Origin of the sequence: Streptomyces sp. NPDC005728 (assembly GCF_040630895.1) — a bacterium.
Lineage (GTDB): Bacteria > Actinomycetota > Actinomycetes > Streptomycetales > Streptomycetaceae > Streptomyces.
Genome location: NZ_JBEXYL010000064.1, coordinates 47,015 through 54,111, shown reverse-complemented (window position 1 = coordinate 54,111; position 7,097 = coordinate 47,015). Strand labels below are relative to the sequence as shown.

Genomic DNA, 7,097 nt, shown 5'->3' with positions numbered 1-7,097 from the left:
ACCGACGGCACCCCTCTGGTGTGCGTGCACCACTTCCAGCCGAGCGTGCGCCACGGCACTGGAGTGGCAGGGGGCCTCCGCCCGTACTGCTGAGCTACGACCTCTTACCGGGACTGCTGCGCCGGAACCCCACGAGAGATGGGCTCGTCATCGGCCGGCGTGCCCGCGGCGGCGACGGCCGCGCCGGTCAGGGTGGCGAGCATCTCGCGGACGTTCGTCAGCTGGGCGTTGATGCTGTCGCGGCGGTTGGTGAGAGCCGCCAGCTCGCGCTCGGATTCCGAGCGGATACGGTCGGCCTTGGCGTTGGCGTCGGCCACGATGTCCTCGGCCTGGCGCTGGGCCGTCTCCACCGTCTGGCGGGCGCGGCGCTCGGCGTCCGTGCGCAGCTTCTCCGCCTCCAGGCGGAGCTGCTCGGCGCGGTGCTCGATCTCGGCGAGGCGCTTCTCGGCCTTCTGCTGACGGGAGGCCAGGTCGCGCTCGGACTGCTCGCGGCGCTTGGCCAGGTTCGTCTCGAAGTCGGCGGCGGCCTGCGCGGCCTTGGCGCGGGTCTCCTCGAAGAGGGCGTCGGCCTCTTCACGCTTGGACTGCGCGTCCTTCTGCGCCTCGGAGCGCAGCTGCGAGGCGTCACTCTTGGCCTTCTCGACGATCCGGACGCCCTCGTCCTCGGCCTTGGCCTTGCGCTCTGCAGCGAACGATTCTGCGTCGTTGCGCACCTGCTGGGCCGCCGACTCGGCGAGCTCGCGGTGCTGCTCGGCCGCGCGCCGGGCCTCCTCACGCAGGTCCTTCGCCTCTTCTTCGGCGAGGCGCAGGATCTTCTCGACCCGCGCGCCGAGGCCCGCGTACGACGGCTCGGCGTCGGTGATCTGGGCCTGGGCGTTCTGTGTCTCGAGGTGGAGCTCCTCGATGCGCTTCTCCAGAGCGGTGATGCGGGCGAGAGCGCTGTCACGGTCGGAGACGAGCTTGGAGATACGTTCGTCCACCTGAGCGCGGTCGTACCCACGCCGCACAAGCTCGAAGCCGTAGGGGGAAGTGTCGCTCATGGGGTTCCTGTCCAATGAGACCGGTGAGGTGATAGGGGGAATCCTAGGGGCCGAAGCGGTGTGTCATCGAGCGGATACGTGTTTGATCTGGAGAATGACACCTCTTTTGAGTGGCTGACCGTCGGACGGCTTGCCAAATACCGGTCCAAAGCCCCCCAGGAGACACGGAAAGCGCCTGCCCGCGCTAGCCGTCCGAGGGTTTGCCACCCGATCGGGGGGCGCCCACGGTGGCGCCCGCCTTGACTCCGCCGTCCTTGCCGGACGAGGGGGTCTCAAAGGACTCCAACGCCTCCAGGACGTCCTGGACACGGGAGATCTCGGCGTTGATGTCCTCGCGCCGGCGCATCAGGACCTCCAGCTCGCGCTTGCCCTCCTCGACCGTGCGCCGGGCCTCGCGGATCGCCTCGGCCTTCAGCTCCTCGGCCTCCTTCACCAGCGTGGCCTTCTTCTGCTCGGCCTCCTTGAGCAGGCCCTCCGCCTTCTTGACGGCGGCGATCCGGACCTTGCCCGCCTCGGAGCTGGCCTCCGAGACCAGCTCCTTGGCCTTCGCCTGCGCCTTGGCCAGCTGCTCCTCGGCCGCCGTGATGAGCGCGTCGCAGCGGTCGCCGGTGGACTTCATGGTCTCGGCGGCCTCGCGGCGGGCCCGCTCGTGCAGCTCCTCGATCTCGGAGGTGATGCGGTCGCGCAGTTCCTCCGCGCGCTCCCTTATGGCGGTCGCGTCCCGGCGGGCGCCGACCAGCAGCTCGTCCGCGTCCGTACGGGCCTTCTCCACCCGCGAGTTGCCCTCGACGGTCGCCTCGGAGACGAGCCGCTCGGCCTCGCTGCGGGCAGCGCCCACCATCGTGTCGGCCTGCGACTCCGCGTCCGCGGTGGTCTTCAGCGCCTGCTGCTGGGCCTCGGTGAGCAGCTTGTCCGCCTCGGCCGTGGTCTCCGTGATCAGCGTGTCGACCTGCTCGGCCGCCTCCGAACGCCGCTTGTTGGCGTCCTTGCGGGCCTCGTCGAGGGTCTGCTCGGCCTCCGTGCGGGCGGAGTTGACCAGTCGCTCGGCCTCCGCCGCCGCGTCCGCCCTGAGCCGCTCGGCTTCGCCGCGCATCCGCTCCGCGTGCTGCTGGGCCGAGCCGACCGTCTCGGCGGCCTCGGCACGCAGCCGCTCGGCTTCGCCGGTGGCGTCCGAGAGGAGCTGTTCGGCGCCCGCGACGGCCTCGGCGCGGACCCGGTCCGCCTCGGCGACGGTCTCCGACTGCAGGCGCTCCGCCTCGCTGCGCGCCTCGGTGATGAGCGTGTCCGCCTGGGTCGCCGCGTCCGAGCGGATGCGGTTGGCGTCCTCGCGGGCGTCCGCCCGGGTGCGCGCCGATGCCTGGTCCGCCTCGGCGAGCGCGTCCGACGCCTCCGTGCGCACCCGCTGGGCGTGCGCGGCCGCGTCCGAACGCAGTCGCTCGGACTCCGCGATCGCCTCGGCGACCGTGCGCTCGGCGAGGGCCCTGGCGGCCTCCGCCTCCTCGTTCGCCTCGCGCCGCACCCGCGACGCGTCCTCGCTCGCCCGCTCCCGCTCGGCGTAGGCGTCGGAGCGGACCCGGTCCGCCTCCTCCTCGGCCTCCCTGCGGGCACGGTCCGCCGCGTGCTCGGCGGCCGAACGCAGCCCGGTGATCTCCTCCTGCGCCTGCTCGTGCAGCCCGGCGACCGAGTCCCGCACCTGCTGGGCGTGCTGCTCGGCGGCGGACACCATCTCCGTGGCGCGCCGGTCGGCCTCCTCGACCAGCCGGACCGCCTCGGCCTGTGCGTCCTCCACCCGCTTGCGCGCCGAGGCCAGCAGCTCCTCGCTCTGCTCGCGGGCCCGCTCGCGCTCCTGGTCGGCCTCGCCCCGCGCGGCACCGAGCAGCTCCTCGGCCTCGCGGCGGCGCCGGGCGGCCTCCTCCTGGGCGGCGGCCAGCGTCTCGGACGCCTCGGTGCCGAGCCGCTCGGCGGCGGCCTGGGCCTCCGCGCGGACCCGGTCGGCGGTGTCCTGGGCCTCCGCCTTCAGCCGCTCGGCCTCGGCCGCGGCCTCCGAACGCAGGCGAACGGCGAGTGCCTCGCCCTCGGCGCGCGAGGCGGCCGCGTCGGACGCGGCCTCCGTGCGCAGCCGCTCGGCCTCGGCCTCGGCCTGCTGCTGGAGCGTACGGATCCGCTCGGCGGACTCGGCGCGCAGCCGCTCGGTCTCCTCGCCGGCCTCCCGGCGGATCCGGGCCGCCTCCTCGCGGGCGTCGGCGAGCGCCTGCTCGGCCGCCGCCAGCCGCTCCTGGGTCTCCGTCTGGAGCCGGGTCAGGTCCTCGGCGGCCTCCGCACGACGGGCCTCGACCGCCCGCTCGGTCTCCTCGCGCAGCTCGCGCGCGGCCTGCTCGGCGTCCGACCTGACCGTCTCGGCCTGCTCGCCGGCCTCCTCGCGGAGCCGGTCGGCCTCCTTGCGGGTGCGCTCCAGGGTCTCCTCGGCCTGCCGGCGCAGCGTGGTGGCCCGCTCGATGGCCTCGGTGCGGACCTTCTCGCTGTCCGAGGTCGCCTTCTGGCGCAGCGCGTCGGCGTCCGCCTTGGCCTTGGTCAGCAGCTCCTCGGCGGACCTGGCCGCCTCCTCGATCTGCGCCACGGCCTCGCGGCGGGCCTCGGCGCGGATGGACTCGCCCTCGGCGACCGCGTCGGCGCGCAGCTGCTCGGCGTCGCCGCGCAGCCGGCGGGCCTCCTCCTGCAGCTCGACCGTCTTGGCGCGGTACTCCTTGGTGTCGTCCTTCGCCGCGCCCTTGAGCTGCTCGGCGATGTCATGCGCCTCGGCACGCAGCCGGTCCGCCTCGGCCTCGGCCTCGGTGCGGATCCGCTCGGCCTCCTCGGCCGCGGCCTTGGTGGTGTTCTTGGCCTCCTCCGACGCCTTGGTGAGGACGTCCTCGGCGGTCTTGGCGGCCTTGGACAGCTGGGTGGCGCTCTCCTCGGCGGTGATCGTGCGGGCCTTCTCGGCGGCCTCCGCGACGATCTTCTCGGCCTCGGCACGCGCGTCGGCGACCAGCTGCTCGGCCTCGGACTTGGTGTTCTCGGCCTCCTTGGTGGCCTCATCGACCAGCCGGGCGACCTGCTCCTTGGCGGTGCGCGTACGGGTCTCGTTGGCGGCCTCGGCGCTCGACAGCGTCTTGGCGGCGGCCTGCTCGGCCTCCGTGACCAGCTTCTCGGCCTCGGACTGCGCCTTGCGCAGCGCCTCCTCGGCCTGCGTCATGCGCTCCTCGGCGGCCCGGCTCAGCTCGGCCGACTGGCGGCGGGCCGCGTCCGACTCGCTGACGGTGGAGGTGCGCAGCTGCTCGGCGTGGTCGGTGGCTTCCTGGGCCTGGGTGGACGCCGCGTTCAGCAGCCGCTCGGCGTCCGTGCGGGCGCGGCGCAGGATCTGATCGGCCTCCGTGCGGGCCGTCTCGGCGTCGCTCTGCAGCCGCTGCCGGGCCTCGGTGGTCAGCCGCTCGGTCTCCGCGCGGGCGGCGGCCATCGCCTGGTCGGCCTCGGCGCGGGACTCGTCCAGCAGCCTGCGCGCCTGGGACTCCGTGCGGGCGCGCAGCTGCTCGGCCCACGCCACGTTCTCGTTGACGTGCGACTCGACGGTCTGTCGGCGCTCGGCCAGCTCCTGGTCCAGCTGCTGCCGGCGGGTGACCGCCTCCTGGTGCAGCTCGGCCTGGAGCCGGGCGGCCTGCTCGGCGTGCTCCTGCAGGATGCGCTGGGTCTGCGCGCGGGCCTGGCTCAGCTCCCGCTCGGCGTCCTGGCGCAGCTGATCGGCCTGGATCTGGGCATTGCGGAGCAACTGCTCGGCTTGATAGCCGATGTCACCGCCGTCATAGGCGGGCCGGGTCATCAGGGTGCGCCGCGCCTCGTGCAGCTTGGCGCGCAGCACCTCGACCTGGTAGCCGAGGTCCTCGGCGTGCTGGATCGCCTTTTCCCGCTCGGTCTTCAGCCGCTTCATCTCGGCCTCGAACCGAGAGAGGTGGTCGACGTCAGCCGCCGGCTCTGGCTCCTGGCTCTCGTAGCCCCGCACTGCGCGGTCCCATCCGTCCCCTGGTCAGCTTCTCCAACGAGCTCCGTCCATCCGCCGAACGGGGCCCCCGGGGAATGGTGTCAGATCAACGGCGGAGCACGGGCTGCTGCCCCGACGCTCGTCCCCCGAAACCCGGACCCCGGCATGCGGTCGCCCCGGTTGTGGCGACGACCACCCCCAACCCTACCGGCCCATATGTACGCGGGTCAGTGCTCGGGCGACTCAACCGGGGCCGAAGTGACCAGTTCTGTCAGGACACCGTGGCAGTCCTTGGGGTGCAGGAAGGTGATCCGCGACCCCATGGAGCCGCGTCGTGGCTCGTCGTACAGAACGCGTACGCCCTTGCCGCGGATCTCCTCGGAGTCCCCGTCGACGTCTGCCGTACCGAAGGCGATGTGGTGGACGCCCTCCCCGTTCTTCGCCAGCCACTTGCCGACCGCGGAGTCCTCGCGGGTCGGCTCCAGGAGCTGGAGGTAGGAGGCGCCGCCGTCGGACGTCTCGTTGATCTTGAGCATGGCCTCCCGCACGCCCTGCTCCTCGTTGACCTCGGTGTGGAACACCTCGAAGCCGTACGTGGCCTTGTAGAACTCGACGGTGGCGTCGAGGTCGTGGCAGGCGATCCCGATGTGGTCGATTCGCGTCAGCATGGAATCAGTGCAGCGCTACGGAGGTGGTTACGCAACGTGCGCGCGATCACACCGGCGGCCCGATGACGGCGTGGACTACCGCTCAGTACATTCGAAGTAAACCCTCGTTCACTCCTCGGCTGTGCAGCCGGTAAGGGGATCGCAGCTCATGCCTTCTGGAACGACCAACTCTGTGATCGTCGCGGGCGCCCGTACGCCCATGGGACGGTTGCTGGGCTCGCTGAAGTCCTTCTCGGGAGCCGACCTCGGCGGCTTCGCGATCAAGGCCGCCCTCGACCGTGCGGGGATCGGCGGCGACCAGGTGCAGTACGTGATCATGGGCCAGGTGCTCCAGGCCGGGGCGGGGCAGATCCCGGCGCGCCAGGCCGCCGTCAAGGCCGGCATCCCGATGAGCGTCCCGGCGCTCACCATCAACAAGGTGTGTCTGTCCGGCCTGGACGCGATCGCCCTCGCCGACCAGCTGATCCGCGCCGGTGAGTTCGACATCGTGGTCGCCGGCGGCCAGGAGTCGATGACCAACGCCCCCCACCTGCTCCCGAAGTCCCGCGAGGGCTACAAGTACGGCGCGGTGGAGATGCTCGACGCGATGGCCTACGACGGCCTGACCGACTCCTTCGAGGGCATCGCCATGGGCGCGTCGACCGAGAAGCACAACACGCGCCTCGGCATCGCCCGCCCCGAGCAGGACGAGATCGCCGCACTCTCCCACCAGCGGGCCGCCGCCGCGCAGAAGAACGGCATCTTCGAGGCCGAGATCACGCCGGTCGAGATCCCGCAGCGCAAGGGCGAGCCGGTCGTCTTCAGCAAGGACGAGGGCATCCGTGGCGACACCACCGTCGAGTCGCTGGCCAAGCTGCGGCCGGCCTTCGCCAAGGACGGCACCATCACGGCCGGCACCTCCTCGCAGATCTCGGACGGTGCGGCGGCCGTGGTCGTGATGAGCAAGGCCAAGGCCGAGGAGCTGGGCCTGGAGTGGCTCGCCGAGATCGGCGCCCACGGCAATGTCGCCGGCCCGGACAACTCCCTCCAGTCCCAGCCGTCCAACGCCATCCGGCACGCCCTGAAGAAGGAGGGCCTGGAGGTCTCCGACCTCGACCTCATCGAGATCAACGAGGCCTTCGGCGCGGTCGCCGTGCAGTCAATGAAGGACCTCGGCGTGTCCACGGAAAAGGTGAACGTCAACGGCGGCGCGATCGCTCTGGGTCACCCGATCGGTATGTCCGGCGCCCGGCTCGTGCTCCACTTGGCGCTGGAGCTGAAGCGGCGCGGCGGCGGCGTCGGCGCGGCCGCGCTGTGCGGTGGCGGCGGCCAGGGCGACGCGCTGGTCGTGCGGGTACCGAAGGCCTGATTTCCAGTTACGTCTGCGAAGTGAACGGA

General features: G+C 72.2%; 4 protein-coding genes. 1 reads left to right on the top strand and 3 read right to left on the bottom strand.

Going from position 1 to position 7,097, the window contains the following annotated elements; all coding sequences use genetic code 11:
• Positions 1-104 precede the first annotated feature (104 nt).
• The 3 genes from ABZ471_RS32970 to mce all read right to left on the bottom strand — a co-directional run bounded on the left by ABZ471_RS32970 (position 105) and on the right by mce (position 5,720).
• Entirely contained in the window at positions 105-1,040 is a 936-nt protein-coding gene (locus ABZ471_RS32970) for a cellulose-binding protein (RefSeq protein ID WP_359071610.1), read from the bottom strand.
• Positions 1,041-1,224: 184 nt separating this feature from the next.
• Positions 1,225-5,073, bottom strand: a complete 3,849-nt coding sequence (scy, locus tag ABZ471_RS32965) for a polarized growth protein Scy (protein ID WP_359071608.1) — start codon at positions 5,071-5,073, stop codon at positions 1,225-1,227.
• A 206-nt stretch (positions 5,074-5,279) separates the two neighbouring features.
• The gene (mce, locus tag ABZ471_RS32960; RefSeq protein WP_145883619.1) at positions 5,280-5,720 is read right to left on the bottom strand and encodes a methylmalonyl-CoA epimerase; all 441 of its coding nucleotides are present in this window, start codon (positions 5,718-5,720) and stop codon (positions 5,280-5,282) included.
• A gap of 148 nt (positions 5,721-5,868) precedes the next feature.
• On the opposite strand from mce, the gene ABZ471_RS32955 reads away from it, so the two are divergent.
• Positions 5,869-7,068, top strand: coding sequence for an acetyl-CoA C-acetyltransferase (locus tag ABZ471_RS32955; RefSeq protein WP_359071605.1), 1,200 nt, complete (start codon positions 5,869-5,871; stop codon positions 7,066-7,068).
• The last annotated feature ends 29 nt before the right edge of the window (positions 7,069-7,097 follow it).